Raw genomic sequence first — 1100 nt, forward strand, 5'->3', positions numbered from 1 at the left:
ACGTTGTCGAACAGCGTCGGGGCCACGAAGAACCCGGCCCCGTCCGCGTCGAACTCGCCCTGCCGCCCGTCGACCACCAGCGTGGCGCCCGCCGACTCACCGGCGTCGATGTAACCCGAGACCCGCTCCTGCGCCACCCGGGTCACCAGCGGGCCCATGTCGCAGCCCCGGGTGCCGTCACCGGTGCGCAGTGCGACGGCCCGCTCGCGAATCTTGTCGACGAGGGTGTCGGCGATGTCGCCGACCGCGACCAGCGCCGAGATCGCCATGCAGCGCTCACCCGCCGAGCCGAACCCGGCGTTGATCGCCTGGTCGGCCGCCAGGTCCAGGTCGGCGTCGGGCAGCACCACCATGTGGTTCTTCGCCCCGCCCAGCGCCTGCACCCGCTTGCCGTGCGCCGTGCCGGTCTCGTAGACGTAGCGGGCGATCGGCGTCGAGCCCACGAACGAGATGCTGCGAACGTCGGGGCTGGTCAGCAGGGCGTCGACCGCGGTCTTGTCGCCGTTGAGCACGTTGAACACGCCGTCGGGCAGCCCCGCCTCCTTCCACAGCTCGGCCATCCACAGCGCCGCGGTCGGCACCTTCTCCGACGGCTTGAGCACCACGGTGTTGCCCGCGGCGATCGCGACCGGGAAGAACCACATCGGCACCATCGCCGGGAAGTTGAACGGCGAGATGATCCCGACCACGCCCAGCGGCTGGCGGATCGACGCCACGTCCACGTTCGTCGAGGCGTTCTCCGTGGCCGAACCCTTCAGCAGGTGCGGGGCGCCACAGGCGAACTCCACGACCTCCTGCCCGCGGGCGACCTCACCCGCGGCGTCGGAGAGCACCTTGCCGTGCTCGGAGGTGATGATCGCCGCCAGCTCGCCCGCCCGCTCGTCGAGCAGCTCACGGAACTTGAACAGGATCCGGGTCCGCTTGGCCAGCGAGGTGTCCCGCCAGGCCGGGAACGCCGCCTTCGCCGCCGCGATGACCTCCGCGGCCTCCTCCTCCGACGCCAACGGCAGCGACGCGGAGACCTCGCCGGTGGCCGGGTTCGTCACGTCCGAGAACCGGCCGGACTTGCCATCGACCTTCTGGCCGTTGGCCCAGTGGTA

Annotated in this window: 1 protein-coding gene; it reads right to left on the reverse strand. The window is 71.2% G+C overall.

Translation table 11 applies throughout. The features are described from left to right. On the reverse strand, positions 1-1100 hold a 1100-nt coding region (gene mmsA, locus PKE99_RS37685; protein WP_271215047.1), incomplete at both ends, for a CoA-acylating methylmalonate-semialdehyde dehydrogenase.

The sequence above is a fragment of the Pseudonocardia halophobica genome (genome assembly GCF_027922425.1).
Taxonomy (GTDB): Bacteria; Actinomycetota; Actinomycetes; order Mycobacteriales; family Pseudonocardiaceae; genus Pseudonocardia; species Pseudonocardia halophobica.